The sequence below is a fragment of the Mordavella massiliensis genome (assembly GCF_016902415.1).
Classification (GTDB): domain Bacteria; phylum Bacillota; class Clostridia; order Lachnospirales; family Lachnospiraceae; genus Merdimonas; species Merdimonas faecigallinarum.
In genome coordinates this window covers 1-16,087 of record NZ_JACJLV010000019.1, presented here as the reverse complement: position 1 = coordinate 16,087, position 16,087 = coordinate 1, and the positions used below count along the sequence as shown (strand labels likewise).

The 16,087-nt window shown below is 49.1% G+C and carries 16 protein-coding genes; 1 reads left to right on the top strand and 15 read right to left on the bottom strand.

Going from position 1 to position 16,087, the window contains the following annotated elements:
- Positions 1 to 5: 5 nt before the first annotated feature.
- From H6A13_RS07070 to mgtE, 7 genes are all read right to left on the bottom strand, one after another.
- Positions 6 to 785 (bottom strand): NfeD family protein, encoded by a 780-nt coding sequence (locus H6A13_RS07070; protein WP_204908913.1) that lies wholly within the window; start codon positions 783 to 785, stop codon positions 6 to 8.
- 4 nt (positions 786 to 789) lie between these two features.
- Positions 790 to 1,113 (bottom strand): PadR family transcriptional regulator, encoded by a 324-nt coding sequence (locus tag H6A13_RS07065; RefSeq protein ID WP_204908912.1) that lies wholly within the window; start codon positions 1,111 to 1,113, stop codon positions 790 to 792.
- A 239-nt stretch (positions 1,114 to 1,352) separates the two neighbouring features.
- Positions 1,353 to 1,532, bottom strand: a complete 180-nt coding sequence (gene rpmF / locus H6A13_RS07060; protein ID WP_204908911.1) for a 50S ribosomal protein L32 — start codon at positions 1,530 to 1,532, stop codon at positions 1,353 to 1,355.
- 3 nt (positions 1,533 to 1,535) lie between these two features.
- Positions 1,536 to 2,063 (bottom strand): YceD family protein, encoded by a 528-nt coding sequence (locus tag H6A13_RS07055; protein WP_204908910.1) that lies wholly within the window; start codon positions 2,061 to 2,063, stop codon positions 1,536 to 1,538.
- Positions 2,064 to 2,184: 121 nt separating this feature from the next.
- Positions 2,185 to 3,375, bottom strand: coding sequence for an acetate/propionate family kinase (locus tag H6A13_RS07050; protein WP_204908909.1), 1,191 nt, complete (start codon positions 3,373 to 3,375; stop codon positions 2,185 to 2,187).
- 22 nt (positions 3,376 to 3,397) lie between these two features.
- The gene (gene pta, locus H6A13_RS07045; RefSeq protein WP_204908908.1) at positions 3,398 to 4,399 is read right to left on the bottom strand and encodes a phosphate acetyltransferase; all 1,002 of its coding nucleotides are present in this window, start codon (positions 4,397 to 4,399) and stop codon (positions 3,398 to 3,400) included.
- 117 nt (positions 4,400 to 4,516) lie between these two features.
- Positions 4,517 to 5,887: a magnesium transporter gene (gene mgtE / locus H6A13_RS07040; protein WP_243416453.1), complete on the bottom strand. Its 1,371-nt coding sequence runs from the start codon at positions 5,885 to 5,887 to the stop codon at positions 4,517 to 4,519.
- A gap of 94 nt (positions 5,888 to 5,981) precedes the next feature.
- Between mgtE and H6A13_RS07035 the strand changes: the two genes are divergently transcribed.
- Positions 5,982 to 7,265 (top strand): nucleotidyltransferase, encoded by a 1,284-nt coding sequence (locus tag H6A13_RS07035; protein ID WP_204908907.1) that lies wholly within the window; start codon positions 5,982 to 5,984, stop codon positions 7,263 to 7,265.
- Positions 7,266 to 7,270: 5 nt separating this feature from the next.
- On the opposite strand, the gene H6A13_RS07030 is transcribed toward H6A13_RS07035, so the two are convergent.
- Genes H6A13_RS07030 through H6A13_RS06995 form a run of 8 tightly spaced genes read right to left on the bottom strand, consistent with a single transcriptional unit; the run spans position 7,271 to position 16,074 of the window.
- Positions 7,271 to 8,128, bottom strand: coding sequence for a DegV family protein (locus H6A13_RS07030; RefSeq protein ID WP_204908906.1), 858 nt, complete (start codon positions 8,126 to 8,128; stop codon positions 7,271 to 7,273).
- A gap of 28 nt (positions 8,129 to 8,156) precedes the next feature.
- Positions 8,157 to 8,957 carry an MBL fold metallo-hydrolase gene (locus H6A13_RS07025; RefSeq protein ID WP_420827222.1) on the bottom strand — a complete coding sequence of 267 codons (801 nt, stop codon included), beginning with the start codon at positions 8,955 to 8,957 and terminating at the stop codon, positions 8,157 to 8,159.
- A 23-nt stretch (positions 8,958 to 8,980) separates the two neighbouring features.
- A complete protein-coding gene (gene coaE / locus H6A13_RS07020) occupies positions 8,981 to 9,571 on the bottom strand; it encodes a dephospho-CoA kinase (protein WP_204908905.1) in 591 nt (196 codons plus the stop codon).
- Positions 9,572 to 9,584: 13 nt separating this feature from the next.
- Positions 9,585 to 12,200: a DNA polymerase I gene (gene polA / locus H6A13_RS07015; protein WP_204908904.1), complete on the bottom strand. Its 2,616-nt coding sequence runs from the start codon at positions 12,198 to 12,200 to the stop codon at positions 9,585 to 9,587.
- Positions 12,201 to 12,252: 52 nt separating this feature from the next.
- Positions 12,253 to 12,858 (bottom strand): formate/nitrite transporter family protein, encoded by a 606-nt coding sequence (locus tag H6A13_RS07010; protein WP_204908903.1) that lies wholly within the window; start codon positions 12,856 to 12,858, stop codon positions 12,253 to 12,255.
- A 19-nt stretch (positions 12,859 to 12,877) separates the two neighbouring features.
- Positions 12,878 to 13,735: a bifunctional 5,10-methylenetetrahydrofolate dehydrogenase/5,10-methenyltetrahydrofolate cyclohydrolase gene (locus tag H6A13_RS07005; protein ID WP_204908902.1), complete on the bottom strand. Its 858-nt coding sequence runs from the start codon at positions 13,733 to 13,735 to the stop codon at positions 12,878 to 12,880.
- A 19-nt stretch (positions 13,736 to 13,754) separates the two neighbouring features.
- Positions 13,755 to 14,381 (bottom strand): cyclodeaminase/cyclohydrolase family protein, encoded by a 627-nt coding sequence (locus H6A13_RS07000; RefSeq protein WP_338043026.1) that lies wholly within the window; start codon positions 14,379 to 14,381, stop codon positions 13,755 to 13,757.
- Between the two features lie 13 nt (positions 14,382 to 14,394).
- Positions 14,395 to 16,074 (bottom strand): formate--tetrahydrofolate ligase, encoded by a 1,680-nt coding sequence (locus H6A13_RS06995; protein ID WP_204908941.1) that lies wholly within the window; start codon positions 16,072 to 16,074, stop codon positions 14,395 to 14,397.
- Positions 16,075 to 16,087 lie beyond the last annotated feature (13 nt).

The following is a 16,087-nucleotide window of genomic DNA, read 5'->3' as shown; positions in this document are numbered from 1 at the left end:
GTTAATTAATCTGCAGACATCACAATTGGACGAAATCCCCGCAAGCCGATCACAACAATATCTCTTCCCTTGGGAATGTTACCCGAAATAGTGCGGACACGCATTTTTTTACCTTCTATGACCGCCAGCCCTTTATAAGGCAGAATGTCTGTCCGCGCAACGCCATGTTCCCACATTAATTTTTCCTCTTTCTTTGATTGCGCCCTTACGATAAGAAACCGTTCCAGCATTTGTACCATTTCCACAATGAGAATAAGTACAAAAAGCGTCTGAAAATCCGTAGACAAAAAGGCAACTCCCATAGCCAGCTGTACCCCGCTGTTCACAAGCCCGGTTCCTGCTCCGCCCCAATCTTCTGCCCATACATAAAATAGCTCATAATTATTACATTTCTCTACAGCTGACCAGAAAAGCCCCCAAACCAAGAATGCGATTCCGGTTACCATCATAATAAGATTATAAGTTTCGTTATCCAGATCTTTCTGATAGTAAATGACAACTGACACTTTCAGTCCGCCAATAAGCAAAGCACAACAGACAAACCATACGGCCATTTTCCAGTCTATGTTAGACCGGTATATCTGATCCATTTTTCTGCCTGCCAAAACCGGATCTCCCATTTGACGAACAGCCTCCGCTTCCGCCTCATTCTCCGTCATTCCACCGCAAATCAATGCCTGTTTGCAGTCATGTATATGTGCTCTATATTCATCTTGAATCTCTTTTCTGATTTCCGGATCATGAATATATTTAGTTAATTTCTTCAAGTACTTCTCTTCCGTCATCCGATCAGCCTCCTATCAGCCCATATACCGTGTCCGTGTAAAGCTTCCACTCCTTAATTACTTTTTCTAAATATTTTTGACCCTTCTCTGTTAAGTGATAATATTTCCGAAGTTTTCCATTCGCTTCCTCACTATAAACCGTAAGATACCCGGATTGAACCATACTATGCAAGATTGGATAAAGCGTACCCACCTTCATTTCAAACACATTATTCGAACGATTTGCAAGTGTTTCAATCATCTCATATCCATACATATCTTTTTCGGAAAGCAATTTCAAAATAAGCATTGCACTGTTTCCTGAAGCATTTGCTTTTATACCTGTCATTCAAATTCACCTCTTTTCCAGCAAATATATTGTAATGTTATATATATTGTAATTCGATATATATTTGCTGTCAAGATATTTGACGATCAGGTACAGGGTAAATTTCAAATAGGTACAGGGCAAAACGTAATTTGGGACGTAGACCTTTTGCAAAGGTCTACGTCCCAAATAAAAAAATCAGGAAGAAATCCATCAGTGGACTTCTTCCTGATCTAAGTCTTTTCCTCTATAGCTTCTAATTAATCCTGAGGAATGATTTCTTTTTTGTTATAAGAGCCACAAGCTTTGCAGACTCTGTGAGGCATCATAAGCTCGCCGCACTTGCTGCATCTCACCAGGTTCGGTGCGCTCATCTTCCAGTTTGCTCTTCTTTTGTCTCTTCTTGCTTTGGAAGATTTATTCTTTGGGCAGATTGACATGGGTTACACCTCCTTAAAATTCTTAAAAACATCGCGGATCGCTGACATTCTGGGGTCAAGACTTGTGTCTTCACAGTCACAGGTCCCTTCATTCAAATTCTGACCACATACGCTGCAGATGCCTTTACAGTCATCACTGCACAGAACTTTCGTCGGCCACCCTACTAACAGTTCGTTGCGGACCAGTTGTTCCACATCCAAACTGCATCCGTCAATATAATTTGTTTCGTCTAGTTCATCTGAGTCTTCCGTCTCTTCCGGATCCACACTGATCTTCTTTGTAAAATCGAGGGGAATCCTGACTTCCACATCTTTCAGGCACCGGTCGCAAGGAATAACTGCCGTCACCTCTGCTTTCCCGCTGATCTGAAGCTTCCGTTCTTTTTCGTATTCGATCAGAAGATGTAACTCTGATTTTTCCTTTAACGGAAAGCTGCCCTGAGCGGATTGAAAAACATCCATCTCTACAGGCACCGATGTGTCAATCGGACGGTGTGGTTCAGACAAAACGCTGGATAGGTCTAATATCATAATAATACTCCTATTCACACCTAAACTATTATATCATGCAATAACGGATTGTCAACCCTAAAAAACCCGAATTTACACAAAATCTGGTATGGTTTTACAGCTGACAGATACCAATCCTATGTTATACCAGCGCTACTGTCTCTCTTGCGATCGCCAGTTCTTCGTTGGTCGGGATCACAGCAACTTTTACTTTGGAATCTGCTGTGGAGATCACAAAGTCTTCGCCGCGCTTTTTGTTGGCTTCCGCATCCAATGTGATTCCCAGGTATCCCAGGTAGGCAAGAACTTTCTCGCGCACGATTCCGGCGTTCTCACCGATTCCTGCGGTAAATGCGATCGCATCTACGCCGTTCATGGCTGCCACATAGGAGCCGATGTATTTTGCTACGCGGTAGCAGAACACTTCCAGAGCTGCTGCTGCATATTTGTTGCCGTTCTCCATTGCCTCTTCCAGGTCACGGAAGTCGCTGGACAGATTCTTGGACAGTCCGTATACACCGGATTTTTTGTTGAGGACGTTCATCACGCCTGCGATATCCAGATCTTCCTTCTTTGCGATATATTCCATGATAGCCGGATCCATATCGCCGGAACGGGTTCCCATAACCAGACCTTCCAGTGGTGTCAGACCCATGGATGTGTCTACGCATTTGCCGTTCAGTACAGCGCTGATGGATGCGCCGTTTCCAAGGTGTGCAACGATGATCTTGGAATTGTTAAGATCCAGTCCCAGGAAATCTGCCGCGTGTTTGGAAACGAAGCTGTGGCTTGTACCATGGAAGCCGTAACGTCTTACTGCATATTTCTCATAATACTCATACGGCAGTCCGTATAAATATGCCTTTTCCGGCATGGTCTGATGGAAAGCGGTATCAAATACAGCTACCATCGGTGTACCGGGCATCAGCTTCTGGCAGGCGCGGATACCGATCAGGTTGGCAGGATTGTGAAGCGGAGCCAGATCGCTGCATGCTTCGATGCCGGCCAGCACCTCGTCATTGATCACTACAGAGCTTGCAAATTTTTCTCCGCCGTGTACCACGCGGTGTCCGACTGCACCGATCTCGGAAAGGCTCTTTACCACGCCGGTCTCGGAATCTGTCAGAGCGTCGATCACGAACTGGATCGCCTCGGTATGTGTAGGCATCGCTTTTTCGGATTTAACCTTTTCTCCGCCTGCCGGCTGATAAGTCAGGCTTCCGTCAATCCCGATTCTCTCGCAAAGTCCTTTTGCCAGTACATTCTCAGACTCAGAGTCGATGAGCTGGAATTTTAAAGATGAGCTTCCACAATTGATTACTAATACATTCATTTCTTTTTACCTCTCTATAATATTAATCATTTGCCATACACTGTACAGCTGTAATTGCTACCACACCTTCGATATCTTTTGCACTGCAGCCGCGGGACAGGTCGTTCACCGGCGCTGCGATACCCTGGGTCAGAGGTCCGTATGCTTCGGCCTTTGCCAGTCTCTGTGCCAGTTTGTATCCGATATTTCCGGCATCCAGATCCGGGAATACCAGAACATTTGCCTTTCCTGCAACCGGGCTTCCCGGTGCTTTGGATGCGCCTACTTCCGGTACGATGGCCGCGTCAAGCTGGAATTCCCCGTCCAGCAGAAGGCCTTCCGGCGCGTTTTCTTTTGCGATGCGGGTCGCTTCTACGACTTTGTCTACATCCGGGTGTTTTGCGCTTCCCTTGGTAGAGTGGGAAAGCATAGCCACAACCGGCTCTTTTCCTGTCAACAGACGGAAAGAATCTGCGGAAGAAAGAGCGATAGCTGCAAGCTTCTCCGGATCCGGATTCTGCTCCAGACCGGAATCTGCAAATACGAAGGTTCCGTCAGCTCCCATATCACAATCCGGTACAACGATTACAAAGAATGCGCTGACCAGCTTGGTGCCAGGCTTTGTCTTCAGGATCTGCAGGCAGGGTCTTAAGGTGTCTGCTGTGGAGTGGCAGGCGCCGGAAACCATACCGTCTGCGTCTTTCATCTTTACCATCATGACGCCGTAATACAGATAGTTTGTCAGGAGAAGTTCTCTTGCCTGCTCCTCAGTCATGCCCTTCTTCTGTCTTAACTCTACCAGTTTGGCAATATAGGCTTCGGTCTTTTCGTAGGTTGCCGGATCAACGATCGTAGCGCCGCTGATGTCAAAATCCCCTTTATTTTTGGCAATCTCCTCTTCGCTTCCGATCAGGATCAGATTGGCAGTTCCTTCTTTTAAAACCGCCTCTGCCGCCTCGTAAGTCCGGATATCCTCTGTTTCCGGAAGAACGATCGTCTTTTTGGATGTTTTTGCTTTTGCTTTGATCTCATCTATGAATCCCATGTTCAATAGACTCCTTTCCTAAGATTCTCAATATATTAATTATAATACAAAGAGACCTTGCAAACAAGGTCTCTTATTGGAAACTTATGTCTATTTTTCGGTACAAAATGGAAAATATCACAGTTGAAATGCTTTGCTGACGATTGCGAAATATACACTGATGGTGCTGATGTCTACTAACGTGGAAATCAGAGGTGTAGCCATGATGGCCGGATCCAGTCCGACTTTTTTCGCACACAGAGGCAGGGTACATCCAACTACCTTGGCGATCACAACCGTACACGCCATGGTCAGTCCGATCGTCAGCGCAACCATGACGTCTCCCTGTCCCATGATCAGGATGCGGATCCCGTTCACTACCGCCAGCACCAGACTGATACAGACAGCCACCCGGACCTCTTTCCAGATCACTTTCGGAAGATCCGCAAATTCAATCTCTTCTACCGCAAGGCCGCGGATCACCAGAGTGGAACTCTGCGATCCACAGTTTCCCCCCGTACCCGTCAGCATGGGAATAAATCCCGCAAGCTGTGGCATCACCGCAAGGGCGGATTCATAACTGTTCATGATCATCTGGGTAATGGTTGCGGAAAGCATAAGGAATAACAGCCAGGGAAGCCTGCTCTTTACATGCTCCAGAACAGTGGTCTCAAAATAAGAATCCTCATTGGGAGCCACACCGGCCATGATGCTGATATCTTCCGTCGTTTCTTCCTGCATAACGTCCATCGCGTCGTCTACCGTAACGATGCCCACCATACAGTTCTCATGATCCAGGATCGGAAGGGCGATCAACCCGTATTTTGTGATCATCCGGACCACATCTTCCTGATCGTCCGTGGTATGCGCATACAGAAGATTGGTCTCCATGATCTCTTCAATGAGTTTCGATTCACTGGTCGTCAGAAGTTCTTTGACATCCACATATCCGATCAGCTTACGCTTTTCTGTCACATAGCAGGTGTAGATGGTTTCTTTGTTAAGACCTACCTGACGGATCTTCAGGATAGCCTCAGCCACCGTCATTTCCTTGCGGACAGCAATGTAATCCACGTTCATCACGCTTCCGGCGCTGTCTTCCGGATACTGCAGAAGCTGGTTGATCTGTGTCCGCTTCTCTTCATCTGTTGCCAGAAGGAGCCTGTCTACCACATTAGCCGGCATTTCTTCCAGCACGTCTACGGTATCATCCAGATACATCTCTTCCATGACCTCTTCCAGCTCGGAATCGGTCAGGGCGCCGATCAGGATCTCACGCATGTCGCTGTTCATATACGTGAAGGTTTCTGCAGCCTCTTCTTTTGCAAGAAGCCGGAATACCATGACCATGTGCTTCTGGTCAAATTCTTCCAGAATATCCGCCAGATCTACGGGATACATGTTATTTTCCAGTTCTTCTTTGAGTTCTTTATACTGCTTGCGTTCCAGCATTTCCAGAATCCGCTCTTCTGTCAGCTTTTCGCGCATTTTGCTGTCGTTTTCACTCATGATGCATCCTCCTTCCCGTATGATTGCAAGCCGTGCCTTTCTATAGTATAATCAATTTCAAAAAGATATACAATACTAATAGTAGGAGAATCTTATGAAAATCGTTGGTCTGATCACAGAATACAACCCCTTTCACAACGGTCATTTATATCATATTGAAAAAGCACTGGAGGTCACAGGAGCAGACACGGCCATTGTCGTGATGAGCGGCAATTACGTGCAGCGGGGAGCCCCCGCCATCATGCCCAAACATCTGCGCGCGGAAGTTGCCCTGGAGGCCGGCGTCCCCCTGGTTCTGGAGCTTCCGGTATGCTATGCCTGCGGAAGCGCCGAATATTTTGCCGAAGGAGCGGTTTCCCTGCTGGAACAGCTTGGATGCATCGACTGTATCTGCTTTGGAAGTGAATGCGGCGACTACTATCTTCTGGAAAAGATCGCCCATATTACTGCGGATGAGCCGGAGGAATACCGTTCCTTTCTTCAGGCGAATCTAAAAAGCGGCCTCTCCTTCCCCCTTGCCAGGCAGGCGGCATTAAAGTCCTACCTGCAGGACCCGTCCCTGGACGAAATCCTGGAACAGCCCAATAATATCCTGGGGATCGAATACATCAAAGCGCTGTACCGGCGGAAAAGCCCCATCGGCGCCTATACGATCAAGCGAAAAGTCTCCGGTTACCACGACAAAGATCTGAAGGAAGGCTACAGCTCCGCTTCCGCCATCCGAAGGCTTCTTGCCTATGCCGGAAGTTCGGTTCATATGACTTCCGACAAGCCTTATGACGAACCGGAATTATCCGAAGTCCTTACCCGCCTGGAGGACCAGGTGCCTCCTGCATGCATCCGCACCCTGGAAGAGACACACCGGGTACGCTATCCGGTCTATACCGGCGATTTTTCTCTGTTATTCCGTTATAAACTGCTGACCGAAACAAGGGAATCATTGAAAGAATACATGGATATGACAGAAGAACTGGCCAACCGCATGGTAAATCACGCCAATGATTTCATTACGTTTGACCAGTTCTGTGATCTTTTAAAAACCAGGGAGCTTACCTACTCCCGGATCAGCCGGTGTATGCTCCACATTCTCCTGGATATCAGAGCCGCTGATCTGTCGCTTTATAAAGAGGCGGGAGGATGCCAGTACGCCCGGGTCCTTGGGTTCCGCAAAGAGGGAGCCAAGTTAATGGCCCGGATCAAGCGTTTCTCTTCGATTCCTCTTATTACAAAACTGACGCAGACAGAAGGGCTCTCTGAAACCGCGCAGAAAATGCTGCGTCAGGACATGTTTGCTTCTGACCTTTATGAAAGTGTCATCACAAACAAATACAAAATGCCTTTTGTGAACGAATACTGCCAGCAGATCGTCCGCGTCTGAAAGCATCAGATCTCGATCTTCTTACTGCATGCCACAGCCATGGCTCCCGGGCCAATGTGGCATGCCACGCTTAAGGAAAGACGGTCTGTATGGATCTCATAGCCCGGGAAACGCTCCGCCACCTCTTTTTCCCATTCCGCCACTTCTTCATCCGTACAGGTATGGGCAATCTCCAGATGCACTTCTTTTCCTGCGAAACGTCCCTTCAGATCCTTTTCCATGGCGTCCAGCATCGTTTTCTTCGCAGCCTTCCAGCCTCTGACCTTTGCAAACGCATCCAGCTTTTCTCCCTGGATCGTAAGAACCGGCTTCAGGTTCAGGACTGTACCAAGAGCCGCTGCCGCAGGAGTCACCCGGCCGCCTTTTTTCAGGTATTTCAGCGTATCTACGGTAATGTAGATACTCGCTTCCAGTTTTTCCCGCATCAGCACAGTTACAATCTCCTCTGCGTTCATGCCCTTCTCTCTCATTTCCAGAGCATCCAGAACAGACTGCCTCTGCGTCACAGAGATCCGCTGATTATCTACCACAAGAACCCTTCCGTCAAATTCTGCGGCCAGAGCCATGGCCGTCTCACAGCTTCCGGAGAGTCCGCTGGACATAGGGATATGGATGATCCTGTCATATTCCTGTAATAATTCTTCCCACAGTTCCATCACATCGGCCGGCGACGGCATAGAGGTGGAAATATCCGCATCTTCCGCAAGTCTCTGATAAAATTCATCCTGAGTAAGAGTAATATCCTCGTAAAACAGTTCGTCATTGATAAAAAACGGCATAGAAACCACGCGGATCCCGAGTTTTTCAGCTTCCTTCTGTGTAATACCGCTGTTGCTGTCTGTAACAATTGCTATTTTCTCCATAAATATTTCCTGTCAATCCTTTCCATAACTATAAAGTAATAATTTCCGACATCTGATCTCTTTTTGCCACCATCATGGGAATATCCTCCCCTTTATAGGGGTTGTCTCCGAAACTGACTTCCAGTTTTACTGTTTCATAAGCAAGTTCCGCGTAATTATTTTCTTTGCTCAGATGTCCCAGGATCACCTGCTGAAGTCCGTCATGAAGGATATCGCACAACAGACGTCCGGACAGTTCATTGGACAAATGTCCCTTATCCCCCATCACCCTTCGTTTCAGCACATAAGGATAAGGCCCTACCTCCAGCATATGAATATCATGATTGGCCTCCAGCACAACGCCGCTTAGGCCTTTCAGATGTTCTACCGTATATTCGTCGTACATCCCAAGGTCTGTAGCCACAGCCACGGATTTTTTATCATTATCGATGCGGTATCCGGAAGGCTGTCTGGCATCATGGGATATGGCAAAGGGACTGATCTTCATGTCTCCCAGGGAGAAGGCCCTGTCCACTTCCACTTCATGGAGCAGTCCCTCCGGGATCTTTCCCAGACTTTTCATGGAGCGGATCCCTTCGATCGTTCCTGGTGTGGCGTATACCGGAATCTCATATTTCCGGCTGAAAACGCCAAGCCCCTGGATATGATCGATGTGCTCATGGGTGATCAGGATCCCGGTCAGTTCATCCCCTTTGATCCCCAGATTATGTAGCCCTTCTTCAATCCTCTTTTTGCTGATCCCGGTGTCCACCAGAAGATGGGTGTCTTCATCCCCCACATAAATACAGTTTCCGCTGCTTCCGCTGGCTATACTGCATAATCTCATCATCTGTCTTTCTGCCTTTCCATCTTTTATAAATCCGCGATAATCTGATCCAGCTGCATCTGCGTTTCTGCAAATACACCGTTGTTATCGATCACCCGGTCGCAGTGCTGCATATAGATCTCTTTTGATGGCTGCGCCGCAATAATGCTGTCCACCTTTCCCGGTTCGTATCCTCTGGAATAAAGAAGCCGTTTCTTGCGGATCTCATCCTTTACATACACGTACCAGAGTTCATCGCACAATTCTTCGTAATGATCTTCTACCAGGATCGCCGACTCAACGATCAGAAGATTGGTATTTTTTCTTTCTTCCTTTGCGATGATCCTGCGGACCTCATCTTTGACCGCCGGATGAACGATCCCGTTTAACACGGACAGCTGTTCCACGTTCTGGAATACAATGTTTGCCAGTTTTTCCCGGTTCAGTTCTCCCTTTTCATCCAGGATCTCTTCTCCAAAATGCCGGACAATGTCTTCATAGCACTGACCGCCCTTTTTCTGAAGCTTCTTTCCCAGCGCGTCGGTCTGGCAGATGGTCGCCCCGTACTTATTATTCAAATATTCAAGAATCTGTGTTTTTCCGGAGCCTACGCCTCCGGTTAATCCTATGATCTTCATATCTTCTCCACCTCTACTTTGCTTCGTACCAGTTGTCTCCTGTATGCATATCTATCTCAAGCGGCACATCCAGAGAAGCCGCCTGCTCCATTTCCTGCCGGAGGATTTCTTTTACTGTTTCCACCTCCGTCTGTTCCGCCTCGATCAGCAGTTCATCGTGAACCTGCAGCACCAGACGGGATTTGAGTCCTTCTTCTTTCAGACGCCTGTCCACGCCGATCATGGCGATCTTGATGATATCCGCAGCCGTTCCCTGGATCGGGGAATTCATGGCTACCCGCTCTCCAAAGGACCGCTGCATAAAATTACTGGAGGAAAGCTCCGGCACCGGCCGTCTCCGTCCAAATAAAGTCACTGCATATCCCTGATCCTTTGCATGCTGTACGGCATGATCCAGAAAGGTCTTGATCCCCGGATAGGTCTGGAAATAATCATCAATGTATTTCGCCGCTTCTTTTCTGGTGATACTCAGATCCTGGCTCAGCCCGAAAGAGCTGATGCCATAGACGATCCCGAAGTTTACCGCTTTCGCGTTTCTTCTCTGCTGATCTGTCACATCGGCAAAAGGCACATGGAACACCTGGGATGCGGTGATCCGGTGAATGTCCCTGGCCTCCCGGTACGCTTCGATCAGATGCGCGTCCCCAGAGCAGTGCGCCAGAACCCTGAGCTCAATCTGAGAATAATCCGCGTCTACAAATACATATCCCTCTTCCGGAACAAATACCTTGCGGATCATACGTCCCAGTTCCGTGCGGACCGGAATGTTCTGAAGATTGGGTTCTGTACTGCTGATCCGGCCTGTGGCGGTGATCGTCTGGTTAAACTTACCGTGGATCCGGCCATCCGGTCCGATATAGGCAGCCAGTCCGTCCGCATAAGTAGATTTTAGCTTCGCGTACTGCCGGTACTCCAGGATCTTTGACACGATCGGATGATCCGGCGCCAGTTTTTCCAGTACATCTGCCGCAGTGGAATATCCGGTCTTCGTCTTCTTTCCGCCCGGGATCTGCATCTTCTCAAACAGGATCACGCCCAGCTGCTTCGGCGAGTTAATGTTAAACGTCTCTCCCGCTTCCTCGTAGATCTCCTTCTCCAGCGCCTGGATATGGACAGCCAGCTGATCGCCGTACTCCTTCAGCGCATCGGAGTTGACCCGGACGCCGTTTTTCTCCATATGATACAAGGCAAATACCAGCGGCATCTCAATCTTTGTAAAAAGCTCTTCCATACCGGTTTCTTTTAACTTATCAAGAAGGATCCGAGAAGCGGCAAATGCAGTGTATGCTTCATAGCAGACTTTCACATATTCCTCTGATTTTTCTTCGATCACAAGTCCCAACTGCTCTCTGGCCACATCTTCATAATCATAATTGCTTTTCAGCGGATTCAGAAGATACGCCGCCACGGTCACATCAAAACAGTTCTCTTTCTTCTGGATCTTCAGATTGTCCAGCTGTGATTTGAGATCGAAGATGGCAAATCTTTCCGCGCCTGCTGCAACCCGTGACAGTTGTTCCAGCAGCCAGGATATCTGCAGATCCGGCCCGGTACGGATGCAATAGTGGTCCTCTTTAGAAAAACTGATCCCGATCCCGCCGATCTGTGCCTGGTCTGCAAACAAAGGCAGCACTTCTTCTTTATTTTTAAAGATGCAGGCGCCGATACATGCGGCGCCGTCCGCCTTTTCAAAAACTGCCTCCGCTTCTTTCCGGTTCCTGATCTCATGGAAGGAATCTTCAATCTTGTTGGATGGAGCTTTCACATCAAACCGGGAAAGCAGGTTCTTAAACTGCAGTTTCTGAAACCACGCATATGCTTCCTCTGTATAGATATTTTCCAGCTTTGCCTCTGCAAGTTCATAGGGGAACTCTGCGTTGACATTGATCGTGGCAAGTTCCTTACTCATAACTGCCAGATCCCAGTGCTCTTTCATCGCATTGGCAGCTCTTGGTGGTTTGAGCTCATCAGCATGCGCATGCGCGTTTTCAATGGAATGATATTTCACAATGATCTTTGCAGCCGTCTTTTCTCCGATTCCCGGTACGCCCGGGATATTATCGGAGGAATCGCCCATCAGCGCCTTCAGGTCAATAAACTCCGAAGGCGTCACCTGATAGCGTTCCTTGACATCCGCCGCATAATAATCTTCCACTTCCGTCCGTCCCTGCCTGGTCTTGGGGATCCGGATCTTAACATGGTCTGTGGCAAGCTGAAGAAGATCCCGGTCTCCGGAAATGACGGATACTTCCATCCCTTCTTTTTCACAGCAGGCGGAAAGCGTCCCGATCAGATCGTCCGCTTCCAGGCCTGCACACTCGATGGTCTTGATGCCCATGGCCTTTAAGACCTCCTTCATGACAGGAACCTGCTGTCTTAATTCTTCTGCCATCGGCTTTCTCGTTCCCTTATATTCCGCATACATCTCATGGCGGAACGTGGGCGCATGTACATCAAAAGCCACGGTCAGATACTCCGGTGTCTCTTCTTCTAATATTTTAAATAAAATGGTCAGAAAACCATAGACGGCATTGGTATGAAGTCCTTCCGAGTTTGTCAGATCCGGAAGACCGTAAAACGCACGGTTCAATATACTGTGACCGTCTATCAATACAATTTTTTGACTCATACATTTTCTCCATTCTGTCTCCGAGGCTGTTTTCTTAAGTTTCCCCGGATCTTCAGATTTTCTTTATGGCAGGGATCAGCATGCCTCCCACACTGTTTCCAAGCGTCATGATCAGAAGATACAGTACAGTCTTTGCCGACCATGCGCCTGCCATGGCAAAATAAAACATATTTGCCACACAGTGCTCAAAACCGGAAAGGATAAATACGCTGACGCAAAGAAACAGGATCAGCGGATTCCCCTTTTCCTTAAACCCGTCCACTGCCACATACATCAGGATCCCGCAGAATACAGCCAGGAAGAATACACTGACCGGCGTATCTCCAAGCTTTGTCTCGCATAGACCGGCTGCAGTCTCTGACAATCCAGACACTCTGGTGGCAGTAAGAGCCGCCGCCGCAAGACAGGTCCCGGCCAGATTGCCAAGCCAGGTCAGCAAAAGAAGCACCCCATAGGATCCTTTATTTTTTTCATTGACCAGATAACCGATCTTTCCGGTATACAGATGCAGTCCGTTCAGCACAATGGCGTAAAGGCCGGCTGTGAAAAGAAGGGCGCCGGCAATCTTATTGTCCAGGGACATATAGACCGTTCCGCCGATCGCAATCCCGATGCCTGCCGCCACGGCTGAAAAAAAGATCCTGCATTTTTCTCTCATAATTTGTTCCCCCATTCATCTACGCTAACGGATTCAGATAACGGGCGCCGCGAAGCACATGCGCCGCAAGCACCGAGGTGGTTACGCTTCCGACTCCGCCCGGCACCGGGCTGATATACGAAGCCTTTTCCTGTACCCCTTCAAAGTCCACGTCGCCGCACAGCCTGCCTTCTTCATCCACATTAATCCCGACATCTACGACAACCGCCCCGCTGCCTGCCATATCTTCCGTGATCATCCCGGCTCTTCCGGCCGCTGCGATCAGGATCTGCGCCTTCCTGCATTCCGCCGCAAGATCTGCAGTTCTGGTATGGCAGAGCGTCACTGTGCCGTGACGATCCAGCAAAAGCATGGAAATAGGCTTTCCCGCGACCATGCTTCTCCCTACCACTGTAACCTTTTTCCCTTTCGGATCGATCTGATAATGGTCCAGCATCTGGATCACTGCCTCTGCCGTGCAGGGAGCAAATCCGGTCGCATCTCCGGAAAATACTTTTGCGATATTTACCGCACTCATACAGTCCACATCTTTATACGAATGGATCGCAGCCTTCACCGGTTCCTCGTCAAGATGGGCCGGAAGCGGCCGGAACAGTAAAATGCCGTGCACGGTACTGTCCTCATTCACCCGGTCAAACACTTCCTCAAACTCCTTTTGTCCGATATCCCCGGGAAGCTCTATGACGCGGCACTCGATCCCGACCATCGCCATCCGCTTCTTTGCGCCTCTTTCATAGGCAAGATCATCCGGTCTTGCCCCCACCCGTATAATAGCCAGACAGGGATTGACTCCTGCTTCCTTCAGCGCTTCTGTCTCACGGATCAGATGTTCTTTCATAGCTTTTGCCACTTCCGCGCCTTTCATGATGATACTCATTTTATCTGTGTCCTCCCTGTTACTGCAATTTCTTTAATACCCTTTCATAAATACGATCTTTTCTCTGACGTCCCTCCCGGATCAGTTCCGCCGCCCGCTGCTCATAATGTCCGGCTGTTTCCCTGTCCTTCATCATCTTCGTATTGATCAGGACGTTTAAAGACGCTCCTTCCAGTGCCGCCTGGGCAAACAGGATGCCCACGCCCGCATCGCTGACAGCCAGTCTGCTTCCCTTTTCTTCCAGAACCTCCAGTTCGGCCATGGACTCCAGCACCGTTTCCATAATGGTAAGCGGCACAAGGCTGGCCTCCTTGAGCGCCTCTTCCATGACTTCTTCTCTGACCTTCTGTTCCTCCTCTGTCGTCCTTGGCAGCCCGTAGGCTTTTGACAGGGGCTCAAAAGCCCTGGCATCTTCATCTGCCAGATGGACCAGCCGGTCACGGATCTCCTTCAGCCGGTCTTTTGCACAGAGGATCTCTTCTTCCACTGCGGCATATGTTTTCTTGCCTTCTGTAAGACTTGCGACCATCATGCCAAGAGCTGCGGCAAAAGCCCCGACGGCGGCGCTTGCACCGCCGCCGCCGGGAACCGGCTCTTTGGAAGACAACACTTCCAGAAATTCCGTTGTTTTCTTTTCAAGCATCATAACCGGCGGCTCCTTAGAACAGTCCGGAGATCACGCCGTCTGCGTCTACATCAATCTTTTCTGCAGCCGGTACTTTGGGAAGTCCCGGCATCTTCATAATATCGCCGGTAAGAGCAACCAGGAATCCCGCTCCTGTAGAAGCCGTAATATCCCGGATGGTGATCCGAAAGCCGACCGGTCTTCCCAGTTTCTTGGCATCATCTGTCAGTGAGTATTGGTTTTTCGCCATACAGATCGGCAGGTTTCCAAGGCCGATGTTCTCCAGGTTGCGGATCTCCTTTTCTGCCTTCGGAAGATAATCCACTCCGTCCGCTCCATAGATCTTTGTCGCAATGGCTTCGATCTTTTCTTTGATGGAGCTTTCTGTATCATAGGCGAATTCCATATGACTCTCTTCCTGGCAGAGACGTACTACTTCGTTGGCCAGTTCAATACCGCCTTCTCCGCCTTTTGCCCATACTTCTGATAAAGCAACATTTACGCCAAGCTCCTCGCATTTGCTGCGGACAAGTGCGATCTCTGCCTCTGTATCCGTCGGGAACCGGTTGATGGCAACCACAGCCGGAAGTTTGTATACCTGTGTAATATTTTCCACGTGCTTCAGAAGATTCGGAATACCCTGTTCCAGAGCCTCCAGATTTTCCTCCTGCAGCTCTGCCTTCGGAACACCGCCGTTATATTTCAGAGCCTTGATCGTTGCAACAATGATAACAGCGGACGGGCGCACACCGGACATTCTGCACTTGATATCCAGGAACTTCTCAGCGCCAAGATCCGCGCCGAATCCGGCCTCTGTGATCATGTAATCCGCCAGTTTCATTCCCATCTTGGTTGCGATCACGCTGTTACATCCGTGCGCAATATTTGCGAAAGGTCCGCCGTGTACAAATGCAGGCGTCCCCTCCAGTGTCTGTACCAGATTCGGCTTTAACGCATCCTTTAACAGGGCGGCTACCGCGCCTTCAGCATGGATATCCCCGGCAGTCACAGGTTTTCCGTCTCTGGAATATGCAACAATGATCCGGGCCACACGTTTCTTCAAGTCGATCACGTCGCTGGCCAGGCAGAATACTGCCATGATCTCTGACGCAACGGTGATATCAAATCCGTCCTGTCTGGTAACGCCGTCTGCCTTCGGTCCAAGACCGTCTACAATATTACGCAGCTGACGGTCATTCATATCCACACAGCGGCGCCAGGTTACTCTATTTGTATCAATATCCAGGGCATTCCCCTGATGGATGTGGTTGTCCAGCATAGCGGCGATCAGGTTGTTGGCCGCGCTGATGGCATGAATATCTCCTGTAAAGTGAAGGTTGATATCTTCCATGGGAACGACCTGGGCATATCCGCCGCCGGCGGCTCCTCCTTTCACGCCAAAGACCGGGCCAAGGGAAGGCTCACGCAGGGCTACCATGGTCTTCTTGCCGATCTTATTGAGCGCATCCGCCACACCGATGGTTGTGGTAGTCTTTCCTTCTCCTGCCGGAGTCGGGTTGATCGCTGTCACCAGCACCACCTTTGCGTCCGGACGATCCTTCAGAGAATCATTGTAATAGCGGTAGTCAATCTTTGCCTTATACTTTCCGTAGTTCTCCACGTATTCGTCCGGGATCCCCAGCGTATCGGCGATCTCATTGACCACCTTCATCTTTGCTTCCTGTGCAATTTCAATGTCTGTTTTAAAACCCATGTCATCCACATCC

Excerpts from the sequence above, each read along its gene's own strand:
- H6A13_RS06995 (WP_204908941.1), bottom strand. The coding sequence starts at position 16,074 with ATGGGTTTTAAAACAGACATTGAAATTGCACAGGAAGCAAAGATGAAG.
- H6A13_RS07070 (WP_204908913.1), bottom strand. The coding sequence starts at position 785 with ATGACGGAAGAGAAGTACTTGAAGAAATTAACTAAATATATTCATGAT.
- H6A13_RS07005 (WP_204908902.1), bottom strand. The coding sequence starts at position 13,735 with ATGAGTATCATCATGAAAGGCGCGGAAGTGGCAAAAGCTATGAAAGAA.
- mgtE (WP_243416453.1), bottom strand. The coding sequence starts at position 5,887 with ATGAGTGAAAACGACAGCAAAATGCGCGAAAAGCTGACAGAAGAGCGG.
- coaE (WP_204908905.1), bottom strand. The coding sequence starts at position 9,571 with ATGAAGATCATAGGATTAACCGGAGGCGTAGGCTCCGGAAAAACACAG.
- polA (WP_204908904.1), bottom strand. The coding sequence starts at position 12,200 with ATGAGTCAAAAAATTGTATTGATAGACGGTCACAGTATATTGAACCGT.
- H6A13_RS07035 (WP_204908907.1), top strand. The coding sequence starts at position 5,982 with ATGAAAATCGTTGGTCTGATCACAGAATACAACCCCTTTCACAACGGT.
- H6A13_RS07065 (WP_204908912.1), bottom strand. The coding sequence starts at position 1,113 with ATGACAGGTATAAAAGCAAATGCTTCAGGAAACAGTGCAATGCTTATT.
- H6A13_RS07000 (WP_338043026.1), bottom strand. The coding sequence starts at position 14,381 with ATGATGCTTGAAAAGAAAACAACGGAATTTCTGGAAGTGTTGTCTTCC.
- H6A13_RS07055 (WP_204908910.1), bottom strand. The coding sequence starts at position 2,063 with ATGATATTAGACCTATCCAGCGTTTTGTCTGAACCACACCGTCCGATT.
- H6A13_RS07050 (WP_204908909.1), bottom strand. The coding sequence starts at position 3,375 with ATGAATGTATTAGTAATCAATTGTGGAAGCTCATCTTTAAAATTCCAG.
- rpmF (WP_204908911.1), bottom strand. The coding sequence starts at position 1,532 with ATGTCAATCTGCCCAAAGAATAAATCTTCCAAAGCAAGAAGAGACAAA.
- H6A13_RS07030 (WP_204908906.1), bottom strand. The coding sequence starts at position 8,128 with ATGGAGAAAATAGCAATTGTTACAGACAGCAACAGCGGTATTACACAG.
- H6A13_RS07010 (WP_204908903.1), bottom strand. The coding sequence starts at position 12,858 with ATGAGAGAAAAATGCAGGATCTTTTTTTCAGCCGTGGCGGCAGGCATC.
- pta (WP_204908908.1), bottom strand. The coding sequence starts at position 4,399 with ATGGGATTCATAGATGAGATCAAAGCAAAAGCAAAAACATCCAAAAAG.
- H6A13_RS07025 (WP_420827222.1), bottom strand. The coding sequence starts at position 8,957 with ATGATGAGATTATGCAGTATAGCCAGCGGAAGCAGCGGAAACTGTATT.